Below are 21,475 nucleotides of genomic sequence, written 5' to 3' on the forward strand. Positions count from 1 at the left end.
GGAACACCTCAAAAGCTAACGAAGAGTTTTTCGTCGACGGCATCCGTCGAGACGACACTCTGCAACGCACCGCGAGGGCTCGCCGGACGCACGCTGCGCGTATTGCTCGATGCTCGCTCCGCCCGCTGCTCGGTCTTGAAGAACTGCATGACACTCTGCAGTTGCAGCGCCTGGCTGCTCATCTCATCGGCGGTAGCGGAAAGCTCTTCGGAGGCCGAGGCGTTGGCCTGGGTCGTCTTGGACAGCTCGACGATGGCGCCATTGATCTGGTCGATCCCCGAGCGCTGTTCCTGCGACGCGGCAGCGATTTCCTTGACCAGATCGGCAGTCTTGCCGATGGACGGCAGCATCTCTTCCAGCAGCGTGCCGGCACGCTCGGACATCTTCACGCTGGAGCCAGCCAGTGCACCGATCTCCTGCGCCGCCACCTGGGACCGCTCAGCCAGCTTGCGGACCTCGGCGGCCACCACGGCGAAGCCCTTGCCGTGATCGCCGGCACGGGCTGCCTCGATGGCCGCATTCAGCGCCAGCAGGTTGGTCTGGTACGCGATGTCATCGATGATGCTGATCTTGTCGGCGATGGACTTCATGGCGTCGACGGTTTCGCGTACCGCCTCGCCACCCTCCTTGGCCGAGCTTGCGGACTGAGTCGCCATGCTGTCGGTGAGGCCGGCATTTTCCGCGTTCTGCGTGACAGTCGCAGCGGTCTCCTCGATGGAGGCGCTGATTTCCTCGACACTGGATGCCTGTTCGGTTGCGTTCTGGCTGAGCGTGCCGGACGAGGCGGAAACCTGCTCGGAAGCCGAAGCGAGCGAGTTGGCCGAAGCGGTCACCTGGCCGATGACATCGGTCAGCCGCACGACCATGCCATTCATGGCGGCGAGCAGACTGTCCTCGTCGCCCTTGCGCAGGTTGACCTTCACGGTCAGGTCGCCCTGGGCGATACGCTGCACGACATCCCGAGCGTAATCCGGCTCACCGCCCAGCTGGCGCACGACCACACGGGTCAGGAACATGCCGAAGAGAATGGCCGCCAGCACGGCCAGGGCGATGACAATCCCCATGACCACCTTCATCGAGGCGACGGTGTCGGTAGCGGCGCGATCCGCTGCGGCGCCCTGCTTCAGCATCTCGGCTACCAGCGCTTCGAAGTTGCTTTCGATCTCGTGCGAGATCGGCCGCAGCGACCCGTTGATGATGGCCATGCCTTCAGCGGCCCGATCCTCGCGCGCCAGCGCCAGCGCGCTCTGAACCCCGGCAATGTAGGCATCCAGGCCCTGCTGGATCTTCTCGGCGATCTTGATTTCTGCGTCGCTCATTACCGTCTTGCGGTACTCGTCGAACGCGTCCTGGGACACTTGGCGATATGCGATGGCTCGCTTGACGGTTTCCTCACGTTCGGCGCCTTCCTGGGTCAGGAGCCGCAGTGCGGTACGGGTGTAGATCAGGTACTGGCTGTAAGCGTTCTGTGCCTTGGCCGTTGCGACCAGGTTGTTCTGGTACAACCCGTTCAGCGATTGACCGATCGAGATGATGTTGCTCAGGCCATAGAGGCCCATTCCCGCGGCGATCAATGCCAGCGTGAAGAATGCGCTGAGCAGCTTTTTAGCCAGACTGAGTTTCATGAACCAATTCATCGTTACGCCTCGAGCTTGAATCGAAAAGAAGTTGAACGACGGAAACGCCCGTCACGCGGCGCTGCTGACCAGCGCGGGAATATCGAGCAGCAGGGCGACGCTGCCATCGCCGAGAATCGTTGAGCCGCTGAAGCCGCGCATGCCGCTGAGCAAGTTGCCCAGTGGCTTGATGACCGCCTGGATCTCGCCGACGAACCGATCCACCACGATGCCGGCGCGTTGCTCGCCGCACTGCACCACCACCAGGCATTCGCGAGCGCTCGGTTTACGTGCTATGTCGAAGCGATCTGCCAGACGCAGATAGGGCAAGGGTTGTCCGCGCAGATTGAATACGTCGCTGCCGGACTGCTCGCTGAACTCCAGGCATTCCACGACCAGGTCCAGCGGCAGCACGAAGTCGGCGTCGCCGACCGCGACCTGGAAGCCATCGATGATCGCCAGGGTCAGCGGCAACTGGATACGGAAGGTCGAGCCCTGGCCGGGACTGCTCTCGATGTCCACGCTGCCACGCAGTTGCTCGATGTTCTGGCGCACCACATCCATGCCCACCCCTCGGCCGGACAGATCGGTCACCTTTTCCGCAGTGGAAAACCCCGGCGCGAAGATCAGGTTGTGGATGTCACGCTCGGCCAGGTGGGCGTCTTCCTCCACCAGTCCGCGCTCGATGGCCTTGTGCAGGATGCGCTCGGTATCCAGGCCGCGGCCGTCGTCGCTGATCTCGATGACCACGGCACCGGAGCGATGATAGGCGTTGAGCGACAGCGTGCCCTGCTCCGGCTTGCCGGCAGCCCGGCGAGCCTCGACCGACTCGATGCCGTGATCCATCGCATTGCGCACGATGTGCAACAGCGGGTCGGTCAGCTTCTCGACCATGGACTTGTCCAGCTCGGTATCGGCGCCACTGACCTTAAGGTCGATCCGCTTGCCCAGTTCGCGGCACACGTCGCGGACCACCCGTGGAAAGCGCTGGAACACCTCGCCGATGGGCACCATCCGCAGGTTCAGCGCACGATCACGGATCTGCTCGACCAGCTGCCCCACGCCCTCCAGCAGTTCGCCGAGCTCCGGATCATGGCGGCTGGCGCTATGGCTGTTGCAGGCCGAGTTGCGAATGACCAGTTCGCCGACGGCGTTGATCAGCTCGTCGAGCTTGCGTGCATCGACCTTTATGAACACCTGCTCCGCGGCACGTACCCGAATGTTGTCAGGCGCATCGCTCTGGCCGCGCTCCGGTGCATCGAACAGCGCGCCGGGCGTCTCGAGCACCGGCGCTTCACTGGCCGGCAGCTCCTCGATCAGGATCTCGCAATCCTGTTCGATGAACTCCAGCGCCTGTTCGATGGCGCTGCGCGCGACATCCGCCTGGAGCTCGAGCACGAATCCCAGATGGCAACACTCGGGGTCCAGTGACTCCAGAGCCGGCAGTTCGTCCTGCAGTACCTCCAGGGCGAGCACCTCGCCCATATCGGCGAGGTACTGAACGAACGGAATGGGGTCCAGACCATGCGCAAATACTTGTGGCTCCGGACGCAGGCTGATGCGCCAGCGGCCGGCGCCGGTCATGGATGAGCCAGCGTCGGCAGCTGCGGGCGGCGTCAGCGCGTCGCCCAGATAGGCGCTCAGCTCGGTGCACAGCGCGGCGCGCAACGCCGGATCGGGGTCCTGCTCTTCGCGTCCGTCGGCGACGTTATCGAACAGTCGGCTCAGGTAATCGCCGCAATTGAGCAGCAGCGACACCAACCGCGCATCGATGGCCTGCTCGCCGGTACGTACCTGCGCGAGCAGGTTTTCCATCAGATGGGTGAAATCGACCACCAGATGGAGGTTGAACATGCCCGAGGAGCCCTTGAGCGTATGGGCGGCGCGGAAGATCGCGTTGATTCGCTCGCTGTCGGCCCCTTGTGTCTCGATGGCCAGTAGTGCCTGCTCCATCTCGGCCAGCAGCTCGCGTGCTTCGTCCAGCAGTACGCTGCGAACGGCTTGCATATCCATGAGACTTCCTCAGTTATCCAGCAGCGACATGAGTCGTACCCGGGCGAGCAGCTGCTCGACGGCCGGGCTGGGCGCGGTCAGGGGTACGGATGGCAGCTGGCGACGGAGCGCCAACAGCAGCTGCAGGCCCGCGCAATCGATTTCGCTGATGCCTTCCAGGCTGATGGCCGACGGCGCACCTTGCTCGATCTCCCCAAGCAGCAGCGCCTTCAGTTCGATGGCACGTTCGATGGTGAAGGCGCCACCGAGACGCAGCAGCTGGGCCTGGTTATCCGTCGTGGTCATCGGTCAGAGCACCAGCTTGGAAACGGCATCTAGCAATACCGGCGGCTGGAACGGCTTGGTGATCCAGGCACGTACGCCCGCCGCCTTGCCCTGCTGCTTCTTGTCCTCGCTGCCTTCGGTGGTGAGCATGATCACTGGGGTAAACTTGTAGGCCGGCAGCTGCTTGGCCGCCTTGACGAAGCTGATGCCGTCCATGTTGGGCATGTTCACATCGGAAACGATGAGGTTGTATTTACGGCCGTCCAGCTTGCTCAGCGCATCCTTGCCGTCTTGCGCCTCTACCACGGTGTAGCCGCCACCACGCAGGGTCAGGCTGACCATTTGACGCATGCTTGCCGAGTCGTCGATCACCAGAATCGTTTTGCTCATGCTCGTTTCAACTCAAAAGAAAGTGATGGAGGAAGAAGAAGCGTTGGTGGCTTCGGCGCTGCGCCCTTCGTGCAGTGCGCGCTGCTCCAACGTGGTGTAGGTGCTGCCAAGGCGAGCGAGCCACTCGGCCGCCGCCGGCAGCTCGCCGTTACCGGCCTGCCGGGCCGCAAGCGCCTGTTCGAGACGCTGCATGTCGTCCCCGACGTGCCCCATGATCTGGTCGACGCGATCCTGGAACTGCAAGTGCACCACCAGCTGGTTGAGCTCGCTTTCCAGCACCGTGCGTTCCTGATGCAGCTGCTCGAGCGAGCCCTGCAACATGGCGGCGGTGTCGTTGAAGTCATGCACGATGTGCTCGACGAGCTGCTGCGACTCCTGCACGACACCCTGTTCGCGCGCGGCGAACGAAGCCGAAAGGTCTTGTGCCTTCTCGATGACGGCAGTCACCGTCGCCACTGTCTCGCGAATCAGCTTGCCGGTCTCTCCTGACTCGCTGGAAAGCTTGCGCACCTCGTCGGCAACCACAGAAAACCCGCGCCCTGCTGCGCCTGCACGCGCGGCCTCGATGGCGGCATTGAGCGCGAGCAGATTGGTCTGATCGGCAATCTTCCCTACCTGATCGGCCATGCGGCTGAGTTCATGGGTGTGGCTGGCGATGCTGTCGATTTCGGCCAGCAGCAGTGCGCGGTACTGTTGGGTCTGCAGCAAGGCGTCGGTGATTTGGTGCAGACCCTGCTCGGCCTTTTGAATAGTTTCGATCGCGCGGCCGCTCTGGCCGCTTTGCGGCGCGTCTGAGACCAGACGCTGGCTCAACTCGGCAAAACCCGATGACAGCCCATTGATCGCCTCGCCAACCTGACCACGCGCGAGCAACAGATGGCGGCCCCACAGAGGCAGTACACCGGCGATGAGGGACTGCAGCTGTTCGTCCGTCTCGAGGTGCGGGCCGAGAGTTTCGGCTTGGAGCAACAGCGCTTGCTGAGCCTGATCGCGACGGCCGATGGCTGCGCCCAGCAGCAACAACGCCACGGTGCCCCACGCCACGCCGAGCCACCAGGGCTCAGCCAGGATTCCGCAGAGGATCACATTGGCCAGCGCCAGGCCCTGTACCACTTTCGGATGTCGCATGCCCGTTCATTCCCCAACCCATCACAACAGGCGGGAATTGTGGTCGGGCAGCGGCGAACTGCCATGAGTAGAACTACTCAACGGGTCAAGGGGAAATTACCCATGCGGGCAGCTCAGAGCAGTAGGCGGACCAGCTCCACCACCGATGCCACGTGCAACTTGTCCATGATGCGCGCGCGATGGTTTTCGACCGTGCGTACGCTCAGGCTCGCCAACTCGGCGATCTCGCGACTGGAGAGGCCTTGCACCACCCATTGCGCGATTTTTCGCTCTTGTGCGGACAACAGCGACAAACGCGCTTCGCGGGTCTGCCGCTGCAAGCGTTTATCGTGTCGCTCTAGGCTTACTGCCAGAGCGGCGTTGACGCGATCCAGCAAGTGCTGGCCATGCACAGGCTTTTCGACATAATCAAACGCCCCCCTGCGCATAGCTTCCACGGCGGTCGCCACATCGGCATGGCCGGTAATAAAAATGATGGGTGTATCAACACCACGCGCAAGCAGCTCGGCTTGAAGCTGAAGTCCGCCCATCACAGGCATGCGCACATCGGACAGGATACAAGCAACGCCTAAAGAAACGCTTGCATCCAAGAACGCCGCCGGCGACGCGAAGCAGTTGACGTTTAGGCGTATGGATCGAAGCAGCGCAGCATGCAGATCAAGAATGTAGGGATCATCGTCGATTAGAAATACGCTGCCCTGTGCTGCGGCTATGTTCATAAGCTCCCAACAGGTTAGTTCGCCCAGGGCGTCATTTTAGCTCGCCAGCCCGAGGATTTTATTCGCATCCACCTAGGCTAACGGGTAGAACCCGCTGGGCAAAAGCGAGGCAAAACTCGAAGACACTCGAAAATATCAGACCTAAAAAATCCAGTTACCGTTAAGTAACTGGATTTTGTAGGGATTTTACAAAGAGTTGGTTTCGTTAGGCAGTCCTCTCGCCTGCAGGGGCTCGCGTTTGAATTGGCGTCCAGCTTCGATAGGCCTAGCCGGGGCAGCAGCCGGTGGGCAGATCGTCCCAATTCCTGCATACAGACAACCACGCAGCATGTGCGGCAACTGTTAGCGCACGTCGCAACTCGCCCCTATCTCCGAAGCGCGCTCGGACTCGAAAGCGGCCTGCAGCACGTCGATGAAGGCTGGCGCTTGCGGAACGCTGACGGACCCGAAAGCCGTGACCGCGACACCCGGCGTCCAGGAATTCATGACCACCGCGCCAGCGAAGTTCGCCACGTCGTCGAGGACGATCTCCTCATGCCGTTGCGCGATACCAAGTCCGCTCAGCTGGCGCTGGATCATCCCCATCATCGTTCCGGCCAGTATCTGCGCTCGCGGCCAGACCACTGAACGTCCATCCCAAAAGGCAAAGTTCCAGATGGTCGCCTCGCTCAGGCGACCGTGCCGGTCTACAAAAGCCGCATCGTCGAAGCCCTGCGCCGCGGCTTGCCGTAGATAGTGGGTTTTTGCACCCTCACCAACGTGCTTGATGGTCGGCAAGTATCGCTCATGCTCGACCACACTCAACCGAAGCGGCCCCTTGGGACCATCTGACGGCGGCCCAGTACGAACCAGGATGCTCGGCTCGGTGTCGCTGCTCCCCACGGAGAATTCGCCCTCCGGAGAGAACACCGTTACGGTGAGCGATTGGTCCTGAGGTCCATCTTCAATCGCCCGTCGGATGTTGCGCGTCACGCTATCGTTGGATGGCGCCCGACCGAACAGGTCGATCGAGGCATTGCGCAAGCGTGCCAGATGCAAATCCAGACCCTTGATCCGACGCGCCCGCACCTGCAAAGCAGTGAAGTGAGCAAACCCTGCAAACGCGAGCGGCGCCAGGTCGCGCCCGCGTGCAGGTCCGTCGTTGAGCAGAATCGGGTAGGTTTCCGAATGTGATTTCATAGGAGATGCTCCTCGGTTTGCGATTGGGAGCATCGAATGTAAATTATGACAGCGCTGTCAGAGTCAAGCCTCAACATGAAGATCGGTGAACTATCCAGGCGATGCGCGGTGAGCATTCGCATGCTGCGCTACTACGAAGAGGAAGGACTCCTCAAGCCGCGACGCACTCAAAGCGGCTTCCGGGAGTATGGGCCTCGCGAAGAGCAAACGGTCGAGCGAATCAAACTCCTCGGCTCCGCAGGCATGACGCTCGCGACGATCAAGCATTTTCTGCCGTGCATCCGAGGCGAAGGTCATCTGTTGGAGCCGTGCGACGAGCTCCGCTCCACGCTGGTCGAGCAGATCGCACTGATCGATCAGAAAACCGAAACGCTCATGCAAAGCCGAAAGGTGCTTGAGAGGTTTCTCGCGGAAGTGCAGTGAAGCCGGACTGCTTATGGGGTATTCAGCGAGGAGCATCCCCTTCTCCCGATTGCCTGCGCTACTTCCTTTGGTTTGAGCGGCGGCGCGAGCATGATTGGATGCGCACCGCCGAACCACCCTTAGAAGAATTCATCCAGCAGCCGATAGAACCGCGCACGAGCCGAATCGAAGACTTCGATCCCGTAGCGCTCCAGAAACGGCGGAACCCACTCCTCTCCCAGCTCCTCGCCGATATCGCGGCAGGTCAGCGCCAGGTCCTGGTATCGGTCAGCTACACCTAGTCGGCCACAGTCGATCAAGCCCGAGAAACGGCCCCCTTCAACCATGATGTTGGGTAGACATGCATCGCCATGGGTGACAACCAGATCCTCGACCGCTGGCCTTTGCTCATGAAGCCTGGCGAGCAATTCGTTTGAAGAAAGGCCACGATGGTCATCATCGATATCGTCGTCATCCACAAGTCCGGCATCCATTCGGGCCTGCGCGCGGTGGATCCGGAGTTCTGCCCGATGATCGAATGGGCATGTGGACGAATCGAGCTCGTGGAGCATGCGAACGGCGTCGGCCATAATCGCCACCTTCTTTTCAGGGTCGAGTGATGACGACAGCAGATCCACTCCTGGTACCTCACCCATAAGTAGCCAATCTCTTCCACCCTCGCTAAGTACATCGATGACGCGCGCACAAGGGATACCAGTGCGTTCCAACCAGCGTAGGCGCGCCGCTTCGCCCAGCAGCTCACAGAGCGGATCACTTGGCTCGGATTTTACAAACAGTGAGGGCTGGCCGGACGCGGTGAGCCGAAACACCGCAGCGCCTGAACACCCCTGCTTCTGCAAAGCCCATTGGTAACCAGCTAACAGGCTCCTCCAGGCAGCCGGCGACCGTTCAATAAGCCTAGCCTTGTCATTCATGGCATCTACCTCAACATTGTCGTATCGATATTCCCTTGAGTACCGATCGTACCGGCGGCGCAAGCGCCGAACGGCTAACGCTCGACATCTACGCCATTTGAGCGCAGATGCCGCAGCGCAACTGCTGAAATCACCGCCAACACGCCAACGCTCGCGGCACTGAATAAGGCAGCGCCCTGAAGACCGGCCACGAAAGCAGCTTGCGCATGAGCAATCAGGTCAGGCGGCAACTCCGAGGCGCTCGCAGAAGCAGCCCAAAGGCTGTCTGCCACCGCCTCCCGTGCACCTGCCGACAGATCGCCGGCAAGCAAAGGGGTGATGGTGCGTTGATAAATGGCCCCGGCGATACTGCCGAGCAACGCGATGCCGAACGATATTCCGAGGTCCTGCACCATCTCGGTCATCGCCGAGGCCGACCCAGCTTTCCCTGCTGGTGCGGCACCAACCGCCAGATCGGTGCCCAGCGCCGCGATCGTTCCATTACCCAAGTAAGCCAAGGCAAGCGAAACAACAGCCAATAGAACGCCCGTGCTCACGTCCGTTACCTGCACGAGCAGCAGATAACCCGCCGCGGACAACGCCAAGGCTCCAGCAACAACAAAGCCTGGGCGTATCACCCTGGCCAATAGCGGAGCGCCGATGCCACCGAAGATCATCGCCAGTGCGGCCAGTCCCATCCACAGTCCGGCATCCGACGGCGAGTATCCGGCGACAAGCTGCAGATACTGGGCAACAAGCAGCATGGTGCCGCCAACCGCGACCAGACCGAACAGCAGCACAGCAAGCGCAACGGAGAACGCCCGATTGGAAAACAGAGACAGATCAAGCAGAGGGTCTGACAGTAGGTGCTGACGTCTCACAAAGAGCCACGCAAACAGTAACCCGACGATGATGGCCGAACCGGCATCCAGAACAAGGCCTTCCTTGGCGATCTGCTTGACGCCATAGACGAATGGCAACGTCGCAGCCAGGGACAGCAGGACGCTCACAAAATCCAGTCGCTCGGCCTCGGCCGAACGATATTCAGGCAAGACAAACGGCCCGAGCAGCACCAGCAATATCACAGCGGGTACCACCAGCAGAAACGCAGCCCCCCACCAGAACCATTCGAGCATAAGCCCGCCGACTACCGGTCCCAATGCTGACCCAACACCCCACATCGTTGCCCAGATGCCTATGCCAAGCGCCCGTTGACGAGGATCCGAGAACAGATTGCTGATCAGCGCAAGCGTCGAGGGCATCAGCGTTGCCCCTGCTATCCCGAGAGCAGCACGCGCCACTATCAGCATGTTGGCACTGGTTGAAAACGCGGCGACCACGGAAGCCAGGGCGAAGGCTACCGAACCGATCAACAGCATCTTGCGCCGTCCGATACGATCACCCAACGTTCCCATCGTGATCAGGAAGCCCGCGATGAAGAAGCCGTACGCATCCATGATCCAAAGCGCCTGCACGCTGGTCGGTTTGAGGTCAAGTGCAAGCGCCGGTAGTGCCAGATGCAACAGCGTCAAGTCTAGACCCAGCATGATCGTAGGCAGCGACAGCAATGCCAGCCCGGCCCAGGCCCGAGGCCCGGCTCGTTTGCCGCCCACGGCTGAGGAAACAACGGTTCGAGTTCCAGAAGACCTGGATTCCAAGGAAATACTCATCGTGCCCTCACGTATCAAGTTGCGGAAGCGACATCATCGCGGCACGATTAGCCCATTACAATTTTGCTAGTTATCCTATTGTCAGGAACAACCGCCGTGTCTGATCGAAGCCTTAGGCGCACACGCAAGGAGCTATCAGCGTTTCTCCTGCACCATCGACAGAAGCTGACTCCAGCGGACGTCGGGCTACCGTCCACCGGACGCCGCCGTACGCCAGGACTGCGCCGGGAGGAAGTCGCGGCGCTCGCAGGTGTCGGTTTGTCTTGGTACACGTGGTTTGAACAGGGGCGTGAGATCCAGGTATCGGAGAATTTCCTCTTGGGCATTGCCTATGCCCTAAAACTGGACGACGCCGAATGCAATCATTTGTTTCTTCTTGCACACCGCAGACCACCATCACCCGAAGCTCGCCAGCCCGCATCAGTATCGACGGGGATACAGCAGTTGTTGGACGAACTGCCTAGGCCGGCCTATGTGCAGAACCTTCGATGGGATGTCATTGCGTGGAACGCGGCCGCGGATGATCTTTTTCAGTTCGGTTCTAGAGATTTGCGGGATCGCAACCTGCTGTATCTGGCCTTTGCCGCCCCCGACATGCGTCGACGATTGCCAGACTGGGAAAGCGACGCTCCAGGACTCATGGCCCAGTTCAAATATGACGTAGCCACCGCGCCCGAAGATCCAACGATGCTCGAGCTTATCGAAACGCTTCAATCGCTGGCACCGAGCTTTCGCCGCGAATGGGCCGAACCCCGCGGGGCGGTCGCGCAGCGTGGCCTTAGTTCCCTTGTGGACGTAGGGGGCACACTGCACAGGTTTCATCACGAAACTCTGATCGTGGATGAGTATCGGCACCTGAGGATGGTTGTGTATCTCCAAGCATAAGCGCCTGTTAGTGCGATGCCACGTGCCAAGGATAAAGAGGCGATCTTGCTGTTTCCCTTCATCTGCAACGGCGTGCTGGCCGTGCTGTTTCGCGGGACCATCGACAGCACATCGGTGAATCGGCGAGGAGTAGTCACGGCAGCCCTGCGACTCATTCGGCAACCGTATTCGCTCACCACCACCCGAGCGAGCATCCGGAGCCGCGCGAAGCGGACAAGGCATTGACCAGAATGCCTGAAGCGGGCGCTAGCGTTGATTGGCGTGCGTACTATGGACCACGTCGTCGTGTTCGGCCGCGCGATGGTCTCGATGATTGAGTACGGACTCGCCTAGCCTAAGGGGGGGGCTAAGTCCCTTTTCTGCTTTTGCCGTCGCGCTCACTTGCCGGCACCGTGCAATCCCCGGCGTCAGCAACCGTCCGTACCACCGGCATCAGAAGCTGGTAACCGACCGCGGACTATCATTGCTGAGTACGCCCTTGCCAGCACCGGACAGCCCTCGGGCGCTTCCACCTAAAAGCTATATGAGTGAATGAATTCATCCGATGCTATTCGCTCGGATGCGACGGCCCGTTTTCGGCCGCCAGCAGGATACCGAATACAACCAAAAGCCCGCCAAAACCCCGGTCGATCCAATGACGCACAGCCAGTAATCGAGAGCGCACGGGCCCTGTGGTGAAGCAGAGCGCCACAAGACTGAACCACGCCATATGCGCCGCTGAGATAAAAGCTCCATAGCCAAGCTGCACCGCCATTGGCGTCTCAGGTTGAACCACCTGCATGAACAGGCTGACGATGAACATAGTGGCCTTGGGGTTCAGCGCGTTGGTCAGAAACCCAGCGCGCAGTGCAGCTGCATCAGAAAGCGATGCCACCAGATGATCGGCTGGCATCCGACCGGGCTTAGAACGGAGCATTTTTACGCCCAGGTATATTAGATATACAGCCCCGATCAGCTTGATCGTATTGAAGAGCCAGAGAGATGACTGGATCAAAAGCCCGACACCGACCAGGGTGTAGGCGACATGTATAAGCACACCCGCCCCGATGCCTAATGCCGTCAGCACCCCAGCGCGCCGCGAGAGCATAAGACTATTGCGCGACACGATCGCGAAATCCGGCCCGGGGCTGATTACCGCAAGCAAAGTTATTGTGATGACAGCTATCAGTTCAGTCATTGAAATACAGTCGTAGGCTTAGGTACAACCAATACTATGGACGTTTGCTGCAGATGAATAACGATGCTTTCTGACATAAGTGGTGAGCAAGAATCACAGTACAAGGATAGGCGCCTGCCTTCGCTACTCGCACTGCGCTGCTTTGAGGCCGCGGCGCGTCTGGAGAATTTCAGCCGTGCTGCCGATGAACTGCATTTAACCCACGGAGCCGTCAGTCGTGCTGTACGCCTGCTCGAGGACGAGCTTGGCATTGCGCTTTTTGAACGGCGTAGTCGACGAGTGTACTTGACCGATGCTGGACGAACCCTCGCCCAAGCTGTCTCCGGTGGATTGGATCTCATGCGGGAAGCTGTCAGCGAGTTGCGCGTCAGCGCACGCCGCAGAAGACGCTGGGTGCTTTCTTGCGAGCCTACCTTGCTAATGCGGTGGCTCATTCCACGCTGGCCGGATTTCCAATCACGCCATCCCACAATAGACGTCCAACTCGTTGCGGGAGGGGGAGCGTTTTCATTCGGCGACGGCATCGACCTCGCCATACGGCGGGACGACTTTACTTGGCCTGCGAGCTATCACGCCGAACCACTTTTCGCCGAGAAAACTGGCCCGGTCTGCCGCCCCGACAAGGTAGCGGCCTGGTGTATGCAAAAGGGGATGACAACATTAAGCCCCGAGGCACCTCGGTTGCTCACGCGCACGCGCCCGAGCGCATGGCAGGACTGGGCAACGGCGACAGGCCAAACCCTAACCATCGGCACTGAACAAACATTCGAGCACTTCTACTTCAGCTTGCAGGCAAGCGTTGCAGGCCTTGGAATCGCAATCGGCCCTTGGCACCTCGTTCGCGACGATCTTGACAATGGCTTGCTGGCGGCACCATTCGGCTTTGTAGAGGACGGTTCACACTACTGCCTCTTCTCGCCGCATCGTTTGCGTGACGATAGCCCACAGGCCGCATTGCTTGAATGGCTGAGGCGGATGGCGTAGAAGCACTTGCCCTGCGATGCAACGAGGCAGACAACGCGGTCATTCCTTCGGCGTGGTACGGGCCGAAACTTGTCGGAATCGCACCCCAAGTAGCGCACGCCCGCGCATATCGCATCCGCTCGATCAACATGATCCGTTCATGGACGGACTACCGATTGGAGCTCTTCCCTTACAGCGCGGAAAATTCGGTCGAATTCATCATTGAACCGATCAAGGCCCGGTAGAATGCGGCCGAGGCGGGTTCAGCAGCCGCATATCGTCATCAGCCCAGTGGCGATTGTCGTCTGGCGTCTGGCGTCTGAATCTGAAAATCCATTTTGAACCGGCGCATCCTCTGATATTCGCTCCTGCCCGCTATTCCTCAATACCGCGGTCGCTCTGATCTTTCGCCAACGAAGTCCGTAGATCAGATCGCAGCAACGGCGCTGCAATATTCCATGCCCAAAACGATCTAGGCCAGTTCATGTCTGAACTGGCCTAGATCGTGGAGTTATTTGGTCGGGACGGAGTGATTCGAACACTCGACCCCTTGCACCCCATGCGGGTTATTTGGCAAACATGTAATTGATTTTAAAGCGTTTTTTCTTGGCGCTTGCTGCACCAAACGCCCTACGATGCCCAACGCTTTCTCACCGGTTCCCGCAAAAGTCACCACGGCAGTCGTGCTGGAAAAGCGTTGCAGCAGGCCTTTGTGTTTCAGGCGAGCCCTGGAACAATCGGCTCATTAAATGAGCCGATTACGTAACCTATTCGGCTCACGGCTACTCGCACTTGCTTAACCCGCGACCTGGCGGGAACCGAAATCGATTCCACGCTTGTGCGCTTCAAACCTCACGATCATGAGGACCTTGCCTGCAGGTCCAAGCTTTCCCTCATTATCCTAACGATCATGAGGATTTTATTGCGGATCCCGACGACTCAGCTATTATCCTCGCGATCATGAGGATTAAATGATGAAAGTTATGCTGGACGCTGCATCAGAGGTGGGCCCGCTCGTACGCGCCACACGCAAGGCACTTGGACTGCGCCAGGACGACACCGCAGGCACCATAGGTGTCAGCGAAAACTTCCTTGGCAAGGTCGAGCGTGGTGACGACTCCGTGCAATGGAGCAAGCTATTCCAGGTCCTGGACCAGTTGGGCATTCGCCTCACCGCCGAGATTCCGGACGAAGCGATGGCCCTGCACGAGGCCGAAATGAAGAAGCTTATGGCGCGCCAGAGTGAGCAGCGTTGATGACGCGCGTGCTTGAGGCCTGGATCAACGAGCAGCGTGTCGGCACTCTGCACGAGGCGAACGGCTTGTGGGCCTTCGAGTATTCCTCGCAATGGCTGGCTCATCCGGATGCCTATGCGCTGTGCCCTGGCATTCCGCTGGTCGAAGGGCTACAACGCGACGGCGCCACGAACCGGCCGGTGCAATGGTACTTCGACAACCTGCTGCCCGAGGAAGGCCAGCGAACGCTGCTGGCCGGTTCGGCTCGCCTCGACGCCCATGACGCCTTCGCGCTGCTGGCGTACTACGGTGCCGAGTCTGCGGGCTCGGTGACGCTGCTGGCGCAAGGCGCCTCCCAGGTACTTCACGCAACGCATCCCCTGCCCGACGAAGCGTTGTCGCGACGGATCCGGCAGATGCCCAGCATTCCACTGACCCATGAAGCCAGGAAGCGGATGTCGCTTGCCGGTGCACAACACAAGCTCGCCGTCATCCTGGGACCCGATGGGCTTCAGGAACCCGAGGGCGGTACAGCCTCCACGCACATCCTAAAACCCGATCATCCCGACCTGTCGTACGCCCACTCCGTGATAAACGAATGGTTCGTGATGACCTTGGCAGCGAGGGCAAAACTGCACGTACCCGCCGTTGCGTGCCGCTACGTTCCGCAACCGGTGTACCTGATCCAGCGCTTTGACCGGCGCAACGATGGCCAGGACTGGCGTCGCCTGCACAGCATCGACGCCTGCCAACTGCTCGGTCTGGATCGAACCTACAAGTACAGCGCCGGCAGCATCGAGCAACTGGCTCGACTGGCCAATCTGTGTACCGCATCCGCGATCGCCCGTGCGCAGCTTTTCCAGTGGCTGGTCTTCAACGTACTGGTCGGCAACACGGACGCACATCTCAAGAACCTGAGTTTCCTGGTCGACCATGGCGGTATCCGTCTGGCCCCCTTCTATGACCTGCTCAGCACGGCCGTTTACGAGACACGCGCATTCGATCGGGATGGCTGGCCCCAGGGCTGCGCGCTGGCCTGGCCGATCGGCCAGGTAGCGCGACTGCAGGAGATCACACGTGCTCATCTGGTGGAGGCAGGCCTGACGATGGGAATCAAGGCCGCGACGGCCAGTGCCATGGTCGATCGGCTTCGCAACGCGGTAATGAAGGAAGCGTCGAGTCTCTATGAAGCGACCGAACGAGCGCACCAACAACTGGGTAGCGAGCAGCCAGCGCTCAAACCAACGCTTGCCGGAGAGCTGCGCTGTTTGCGTGCGATCACCAAGGTGATCATTGCCGACCAGGCCCAGCGCCTGGCCTGATCTGCGCCCCACTTGGGACCATCACGATGACGCAAAGGACACAAGTGACGGTGCCCCACGTCCTGGCAGACAATCGCTACGACTATCAACGCTGAGTCAATTCATGAGTGCACATACCCGCGTCCCGCTGGCAGACGCGCCGCGCGCCGCGGAACGCGGTCAACTGAGGATCTTCTTGGGGGCGGCGCCGGGGGTGGGAAAAACCTTCGCCATGCTGCAGGCCGCTCACGCACAACTGCAGCAAGCCCTGGACGTGCGCGTTGGCGTCGTGGAAACCCATAACCGCACTCAGACCGACGCCCTTCTGGTGGGCCTGGCCCAGCAGCCTCTCAAACGATTCGACAGCGCCGGCACAACGCTTTTTGAAATGGATCTGGGTGGCATCCTGGAGCGCCCCCCGCGTCTCGTGCTCGTGGATGATCTGGCACACGAAAATGCCCCGGGCAGCCGACATGCCAAACGCTGGCAGGATGTGCAGGAATTGCTGTCGGCCGGCATCGATGTCTTCGCGACGGTCAACGTGTACCACCTGGAAAGCTTGAACGATCAGGTCCGTGAGATCACCGGAGTGCGGGTACGGGACACCGTGCCGGATTGGATTCTGCAAGAGTCCGACGAAATCGTGTTGGTCGATCTTCCGGTGCGCGAGTTGGCCGAGCGACTCCGCGACGCAATGTCGTTTGTGCCGGACCGCACGGGCATCGTATTCGACGCGTTTTTCAGCCCAACCAATCTAACCGTACTGCGCGAACTGGCAATGCGAACCGCCGCCGCGCAGATCGATGCAGATCTCAACAAGCGCTACCGCCAACAGGGGATGGATGCTCCCACGGTGCGTGGCCGCTTGGTACTGGGTATTGATGGTGATATCCAGGCCGAACGCCTGGTCAGGCATGCCTGTCGAGTAGCCGATAGGCGCAACATGCCTTGGTCTGTGGTGCATGTAGATATAGGAAGTGAGCGGGACGAAGAGCGCCTAGGCAGGTTGCAGGCCGCGCAACGCCTTGCCGAGCGCCTCGGAGGCGAAGTCGTCTCACTGCGTGGCGGTTCGGTGGCCGAGACCCTGATTGAGCACGCACACGCGCGGCGGGCGAGCATGCTGCTGGTCGGGTGCAGCCGAACCGGCCTACGCCGACGCTTGCACCTGGGCCGTAGCGTTGCGCAGCGCCTGCTCGCCTCAGGCACCGGGCTGGAAATCTGCGTGCTGGATGCTCCCACCGAGCGTGCCGCATCCCCCCGCCAGCTGCCAACGGCCATACGCTGGCGCGAATACCTGCTGGCACCGATTGCGGTGGCCTTGGCTGCACCGATAGCGCTGGCATTGTCCCGGCTGCTCGAACTTCCGAATATCTCGTTGATCTTCCTTGCCGCCGTTCTGGTCGTGGCGGTGCGCAGCAGCCTAGGACCAGCCCTGGCTTGTGCCGGTTTATCGTTCCTGGCGTACAACCTGCTGTTCCTCGAGCCGCTGATGTCGCTCAAGATTCATCGCCAGCAAGACGTGCTGACCCTATTGTTCTTTCTCTTGATGGCTGCGCTCACGGGAAATCTGGCGAGTCGCCAGCGCACACAATTGCAGGCTTTGCGTCAGACACAGTCCGAAACGGCGGCGCTGCTGGACCTGTCTCGCAAACTCACCGCTGCCAGTGATCGCCAGGCAGTGCTCGATGTCACCTCTCAGCACTTCTCCCACTGGCCAGATGTCGAGGTCAGCCTGCAGGCGCCCGGAGCTCACGGCATCTGGCAAGTCGAAGCCGGCCTGGACCGACCGTTGTCCGAGCAGGAGCGCGCTGCGGCCGACTGGTCGTGGCAGCACGATCAGCCTTCGGGGCTGGGCACCGAAACCCTGCCGCACGGGCGTTGGTGGTGGTGGCCGTTGTCCAATGGTGATGGGCCACTAGTACTCCTCGGCGTGACACCCCGGAACGGGCGTCCGCTGCCGCCGGAAATGCGCCGATTGATTGCTGCTCTCGGCCAACCCGTTGCGCAAGCCCTGACGCGTTCGCAACTGGCACAGGCGCTCGAGGCGGCGCGCCTACATGGTAGGACCGAGGAGTTGCGCTCCGCACTGTTGGCATCGGTGTCTCACGACCTGCGTACGCCACTGACCGCGATGCGAGGCTCAATCGACAGTCTGTTGATGCTCGGAGACCAGATCCCACCGACCGACCGCCGCGAACTGCTGGAAGGCACGCGCGATGAGGCCGAACGGCTTGATCGCTATATCCAGAATCTGCTCGACATGACTCGCCTCGGTCATGGCGGTCTGAAGCTTGCCCGCGACTGGGTGGCGCCAGTGGACATCGTGGCCGGCGCATTGCAGCGCCTACGACCAGTATTGGCGCCACTGCAGGTCGACGTTAAGGTGCCCGAGGAGTTGCCATTGCTTTACGTGCATGCGGCATTGATCGAGCAGGCTCTGGTCAACGTGCTGGAAAATGCCGCGCGCTTCTCCCCTTCCAAGGGCCGAATGGAAGTCAGGGTCGATGTCGATGAGAACGAGCTTCGCATACGCGTTGCCGATCAGGGGCCCGGTATTCCCAAGGATGAGAGAGAGCGAATATTCGACATGTTTTACACCGCCGGCCGGGGCGACCGCGGCGGCCAGGGCACCGGCCTGGGATTGGCAATCTGCCAGGGCATGCTCGGGGCACACGGTGGGCGCGTAACTGTTGGCGAGGGACTGGAAGGTCTTGGCGCCAGTCTGACGCTCCATCTGCCACTTCACCCGCAACCGCAGATGGACGACGACCGCTCATGAATGGCCGCAGCGCAACGATCCTGATTATCGACGATGAGCCGCAGATTCGCAGATTTCTACGCATCAGCCTGGCTGCGCAAGGCTACACAGTGGTGGAAGCGGCGACCGGTGCCCAGGCGCTGACCCAGATCGCGCTCGCGCAGCCCGATCTTGCGGTGCTCGATCTCGGCTTGCCAGACATGGATGGCAAGGATGTTTTGGCCAGGCTTCGTCAGTCGAGCCAGATTCCGGTGCTTGTACTGTCAGTTCGCGCCGGTGAAGGCGAAAAAGTGCAGGTGTTGGACGGCGGTGCCAACGACTACGTAAACAAGCCATTCTCCATCCAGGAATTTCTCGCACGTATTCGCGTACTGCTGCGCCAGGCAGGCGGCACGGAACCGTCCACGTTGGTGCGAAGTGGATCGCTGTGCCTGGACCTGGCCGCTCGCCGGGTTACGCTGGATGAAACTGAAGTCCCTCTGACTCGAAAGGAATATGCGGTGCTTGCGATGCTTGCTCAGCATTCAGGGCGTATCGTTCCCCAGCGGCAGTTGCTCAAGGAAATCTGGGGGCCTACCCATGTGGATGACTCGCACTATCTGCGGGTTGTGGTGGGCCATCTACGCCAGAAGCTTGGAGACAATCCCGCAGCGCCTCGATTTATCGTCACGGAAGCCGGCGTCGGTTATCGCTTGCTGACGTCCTAGTATCGAGAAATCATCGAACCCCGCGGCGGCGCTGCCCCCGGAGTCCATCCCATGGGGCGTACATCACGCCGCTTCAGCGCCAGCTAACGCGCGATCATTTTTACGCTCTTTTTACGGCACCTCTCGCGGCACCCAGAGACAATCGGCAGCATGCGTTGGCTTGCACAGCAGGCCAATTGAAAGCGCGTCTGCGCGCGAGTGCAACATGCCGAGGCTAGAGTGATTTCCCAGACTGCAACGGTGAACGACAGCGGTGTCCATTCGTCTTCCACCGGCTTGGTGGTAGCGGCTGTAGGGGTTGTGTACGGCGACATTGGCACCAGTCCTCTCTATACGCTGAAAGAGGTTTTCGCCGGCCATTACGGGGTCAGAGCCGACATTGATGGCGTTCTAGGCATCCTTTCGCTCATCCTCTGGTCGCTCGTCTGGGTGGTTTCGCTCAAATACGTGCTGTTCATGCTGCGCGCCGACAACGGTGGTGAAGGCGGCGTCATGGCGCTCACGACATTGGCGCGTCGTGCCACATCTGCGTACCCCCGCTTGAGTGGGGTGCTGCTGCTACTTGGTTTGTTTGGTACGGCCCTGTTCTATGGCGACAGCATGATCACCCCGGCGATTTCCGTGCTCTCTGCAGTCGAGGGACTCGAAGTCGCCCTGCCTGGCGTTGGGCATTGGGTGATACCAACCACCGTTGTGTTGCTCGTGGGGCTGTTTCTGATTCAGAAACACGGCACGGCACGAATCGGCATCCTGTTTGGGCCAGTCATGGTGTTGTGGTTCAGCATGCTGGGGCTGCTTGGTATCAAGGGCATCGTTGCGCGCCCCGAAGTTCTGCAGGCGGTCAATCCCTGGTGGGCATTCAACTTCTTTGTCGCGCATCCCGGCATCGGCATCACCATCCTCGGTGCCGTGGTGCTGGCGCTGACCGGCGCTGAAGCGCTTTATGCAGACATGGGCCATTTTGGGCGCAAACCGATCGTCAGGGCATGGTTCTCGCTGGTTCTACCGGGACTGGTGCTCAACTACTTCGGCCAGGGCGCACTACTGCTGGAAAATCCCGAAGCGGCGCGCAATCCCTTTTACCTGCTCGCGCCGGCCTGGGCACTGCTGCCGATGATCGCCTTGGCCACCCTGTCGACAATCATTGCCTCCCAGGCAGTGATCTCGGGGGCTTTTTCGCTAAGCCGACAAGCCATTCAGCTTGGCTACATTCCGCGCATGCAGGTGCAACACACCTCCAGCGCGGCCCAGGGGCAGATCTACATCGGCGTGGTGAATTGGGCCCTGATGGTGGCCGTGGTGCTGCTGGTAATCGGTTTTGGCTCCTCTGGGGCGCTGGCGGCGGCCTACGGCGTAGCCGTGACCACCACCATGCTGATCGATACCGTACTGGTGGCGGCTGTAATGCTTTTGCTCTGGGAAACGCCACGCTGGCTGGCAATACCGGTCCTGGCTGGCTTCCTGATTGTCGATGCAATGTTCTTCAGTGCGAACGTGCCGAAAATCTTTCAGGGCGGCGCATTCCCGGTAATCGCGGGTGTGGCGCTGTTCGTTCTGATGACGTCCTGGAAATGGGGCAAAAACAGGTTGTTGGAACAGCTGGACGAAACGGCCCTGCCGATGCAGTCATTCCTGAGCAGCATTCGTCTGCAACCCCCACACCGTGTCGAGGGTACGGCTATCTTCCTCACCGCACGTGCCGATGCCGTGCCGCACGCATTGCTGCACAACTTGCTGCATAACAAGGTTCTGCACGAGCAGATCGTACTGCTGACGGTCTTGAGTGAAGATGTACCCCGAGTCGACGAGGAATCGCGCTACGAGGTGGCATGTTACGGAGACGGATTCTTCCGCGTGCTTCTGCATTTTGGCTTCATGGAAGAGCCTAACGTGCCGGAGGCCTTGCGCTTGTGCAACATCGAAGGGTTGGATTTTGCGCCGATGCGCACTACTTACTTCCTTAGCCGCGAGACAGTCATTGCACCTCGTCAAATGGGCCTTGTGACGTGGCCGAAGCGTCTGTTCGCTTTCCTACAGAAAAACGCCAATAGCAGCATGAGTTACTTCCAGCTGCCTGTTAACCGTGTGATTGAGCTCGGCGCACAGGTAAAAATCTGACATCAGTTAATGCTTCGAGGCTCACGAGTCGTCCAG

18 protein-coding genes are annotated in these 21,475 nt (G+C 60.4%); 8 read left to right on the forward strand and 10 right to left on the reverse strand.

What is annotated here, in order from left to right:
* Window positions 1-8: 8 nt before the first annotated feature.
* The 7 genes from U8L64_RS02090 to U8L64_RS02120 all read right to left on the reverse strand — a co-directional run bounded on the left by U8L64_RS02090 (window position 9) and on the right by U8L64_RS02120 (window position 7,309).
* Window positions 9-1,625 carry a methyl-accepting chemotaxis protein gene (locus U8L64_RS02090; RefSeq protein WP_333393598.1) on the reverse strand — a complete coding sequence of 539 codons (1,617 nt, stop codon included), beginning with the start codon at window positions 1,623-1,625 and terminating at the stop codon, window positions 9-11.
* Between the two features lie 63 nt (window positions 1,626-1,688).
* Window positions 1,689-3,629, reverse strand: a complete 1,941-nt coding sequence (locus U8L64_RS02095) for a chemotaxis protein CheA (RefSeq protein ID WP_333393600.1) — start codon at window positions 3,627-3,629, stop codon at window positions 1,689-1,691.
* 9 nt (window positions 3,630-3,638) lie between these two features.
* Window positions 3,639-3,914 carry an STAS domain-containing protein gene (locus tag U8L64_RS02100; RefSeq protein WP_054093129.1) on the reverse strand — a complete coding sequence of 92 codons (276 nt, stop codon included), beginning with the start codon at window positions 3,912-3,914 and terminating at the stop codon, window positions 3,639-3,641.
* Between the two features lie 3 nt (window positions 3,915-3,917).
* Window positions 3,918-4,283, reverse strand: a complete 366-nt coding sequence (locus U8L64_RS02105) for a response regulator (RefSeq protein ID WP_054093130.1) — start codon at window positions 4,281-4,283, stop codon at window positions 3,918-3,920.
* 12 nt (window positions 4,284-4,295) lie between these two features.
* Complete coding sequence (locus tag U8L64_RS02110) at window positions 4,296-5,411, reverse strand: methyl-accepting chemotaxis protein (protein WP_054093131.1); 1,116 nt, start codon at window positions 5,409-5,411, stop codon at window positions 4,296-4,298.
* A 113-nt stretch (window positions 5,412-5,524) separates the two neighbouring features.
* Window positions 5,525-6,130, reverse strand: a complete 606-nt coding sequence (locus U8L64_RS02115; RefSeq protein ID WP_054093132.1) for a response regulator transcription factor — start codon at window positions 6,128-6,130, stop codon at window positions 5,525-5,527.
* A 342-nt stretch (window positions 6,131-6,472) separates the two neighbouring features.
* Window positions 6,473-7,309: an aminotransferase class IV family protein gene (locus U8L64_RS02120; RefSeq protein ID WP_333393608.1), complete on the reverse strand. Its 837-nt coding sequence runs from the start codon at window positions 7,307-7,309 to the stop codon at window positions 6,473-6,475.
* Between the two features lie 75 nt (window positions 7,310-7,384).
* Between U8L64_RS02120 and U8L64_RS02125 the strand changes: the two genes are divergently transcribed.
* Window positions 7,385-7,732, forward strand: a complete 348-nt coding sequence (locus U8L64_RS02125) for a MerR family transcriptional regulator (RefSeq protein WP_054093394.1) — start codon at window positions 7,385-7,387, stop codon at window positions 7,730-7,732.
* 119 nt (window positions 7,733-7,851) lie between these two features.
* Here U8L64_RS02125 and U8L64_RS02130 read toward each other — a convergent pair whose 3' ends face one another.
* Both U8L64_RS02130 and U8L64_RS02135 read right to left on the reverse strand, forming a co-directional pair.
* Entirely contained in the window at window positions 7,852-8,646 is a 795-nt protein-coding gene (locus tag U8L64_RS02130) for an APH(3')-II family aminoglycoside O-phosphotransferase (RefSeq protein WP_333393611.1), read from the reverse strand.
* 74 nt (window positions 8,647-8,720) lie between these two features.
* A complete protein-coding gene (locus U8L64_RS02135) occupies window positions 8,721-10,295 on the reverse strand; it encodes an MFS transporter (protein ID WP_333393613.1) in 1,575 nt (524 codons plus the stop codon).
* A 96-nt stretch (window positions 10,296-10,391) separates the two neighbouring features.
* On the opposite strand from U8L64_RS02135, the gene U8L64_RS02140 reads away from it, so the two are divergent.
* On the forward strand, window positions 10,392-11,180 hold the full coding sequence (locus tag U8L64_RS02140) for a helix-turn-helix transcriptional regulator (RefSeq protein WP_054093135.1): 789 nt from the start codon (window positions 10,392-10,394) through the stop codon (window positions 11,178-11,180).
* Window positions 11,181-11,727: 547 nt separating this feature from the next.
* Here U8L64_RS02140 and U8L64_RS02145 read toward each other — a convergent pair.
* The gene (locus tag U8L64_RS02145) at window positions 11,728-12,357 is read right to left on the reverse strand and encodes a LysE family translocator (RefSeq protein WP_054093136.1); all 630 of its coding nucleotides are present in this window, start codon (window positions 12,355-12,357) and stop codon (window positions 11,728-11,730) included.
* A 63-nt stretch (window positions 12,358-12,420) separates the two neighbouring features.
* On the opposite strand from U8L64_RS02145, the gene U8L64_RS02150 reads away from it, so the two are divergent.
* From U8L64_RS02150 to U8L64_RS02175, 6 genes are all read left to right on the forward strand, one after another.
* The gene (locus tag U8L64_RS02150) at window positions 12,421-13,341 is read left to right on the forward strand and encodes a LysR family transcriptional regulator (RefSeq protein ID WP_333393616.1); all 921 of its coding nucleotides are present in this window, start codon (window positions 12,421-12,423) and stop codon (window positions 13,339-13,341) included.
* Between the two features lie 953 nt (window positions 13,342-14,294).
* A complete protein-coding gene (locus tag U8L64_RS02155; RefSeq protein WP_043298336.1) occupies window positions 14,295-14,576 on the forward strand; it encodes a helix-turn-helix domain-containing protein in 282 nt (93 codons plus the stop codon).
* Entirely contained in the window at window positions 14,576-15,877 is a 1,302-nt protein-coding gene (locus U8L64_RS02160; protein ID WP_138300005.1) for a HipA domain-containing protein, read from the forward strand. Before U8L64_RS02155 ends, U8L64_RS02160 begins: the two co-directional genes overlap by 1 nt.
* A 103-nt stretch (window positions 15,878-15,980) precedes the next feature.
* Window positions 15,981-18,635, forward strand: coding sequence for a sensor histidine kinase KdpD (locus tag U8L64_RS02165; RefSeq protein WP_333393621.1), 2,655 nt, complete (start codon window positions 15,981-15,983; stop codon window positions 18,633-18,635).
* On the forward strand, window positions 18,632-19,321 hold the full coding sequence (locus tag U8L64_RS02170; RefSeq protein ID WP_333393623.1) for a response regulator: 690 nt from the start codon (window positions 18,632-18,634) through the stop codon (window positions 19,319-19,321). Before U8L64_RS02165 ends, U8L64_RS02170 begins: the two co-directional genes overlap by 4 nt.
* A 222-nt stretch (window positions 19,322-19,543) precedes the next feature.
* Window positions 19,544-21,439 (forward strand): potassium transporter Kup, encoded by a 1,896-nt coding sequence (locus U8L64_RS02175; RefSeq protein WP_052079047.1) that lies wholly within the window; start codon window positions 19,544-19,546, stop codon window positions 21,437-21,439.
* The last annotated feature ends 36 nt before the right edge of the window (window positions 21,440-21,475 follow it).

Source organism: Pseudomonas sp. FIP_A4 (assembly GCF_036701605.1).
Lineage (GTDB): Bacteria > Pseudomonadota > Gammaproteobacteria > Pseudomonadales > Pseudomonadaceae > Stutzerimonas > Stutzerimonas phenolilytica.